Origin of the sequence: Nostoc sp. 106C (genome assembly GCF_002154725.1) — a bacterium.
GTDB lineage: Bacteria > Cyanobacteriota > Cyanobacteriia > Cyanobacteriales > Nostocaceae > Aulosira.
Window position 1 is genome coordinate 1 of record NZ_MTAW01000071.1, and the last position, 584, is coordinate 584.

Annotated in this window: 1 protein-coding gene and 1 pseudogene; both read right to left on the reverse strand. The window is 34.4% G+C overall.

The features are described from left to right. Positions 1–8: 8 nt before the first annotated feature. Positions 9–335 (reverse strand): transposase, encoded by a 327-nt coding sequence (locus BV375_RS35820; protein ID WP_143842020.1) that lies wholly within the window; start codon positions 333–335, stop codon positions 9–11. Further along, a pseudogene (locus BV375_RS37505) lies at positions 313–584 on the reverse strand (IS630 family transposase); the annotation flags it as partial. The pseudogene BV375_RS37505 and the gene BV375_RS35820, both read right to left, overlap by 23 nt.

A 584-nucleotide genomic window follows, 5' to 3' on the forward strand; every position in this document is an offset into this window, starting at 1 on the left:
ATACCAATTCACGAAAAGCCTGATACAAATAAAGCGTCAAGAATAAAATCCCAACCTGTAATAGAAGCAACGATTGATGTGTTTAATTGTTCCAATCGCTTCCAAATAAATTCTCTTAATTCATCTAAAGTTGAGAAGCTTTCCCAAGTTAAATGCCTTTTAACCTCCTCCCACAATCTTTCAATTGGATTAACTTGAGGTGTATGCGGAGGCTGAAATAACAAAACTATATTTTCTGGTAGTTTGAGATGCTGACTAAAATGAAACGCTCCATTATCTAACTGAAGAATATGTATATCTTGAGAATAAGTCTCAGAGAATTTTTCTAAAAAAATATTGAAACAAGCTGTATTTAAATGAGAGAATTCCCTTTAGGAAATGCTCTCCAGTTAATGGTTCTACTAATCCATATAAATAAAAATTATCCCGCTTCCATTGCATAATGCCGATGGGCTTGACTCCTTTTCTCGTAATTAATCTCCCAGGTTCAGTCTTCAACCCCACACGGCTTTCGTCTCCACACCAATATCTAATTTTGTTTTGTTTATCGACTGGTGCTATGATGTGTTTTTTAATTACTTCTA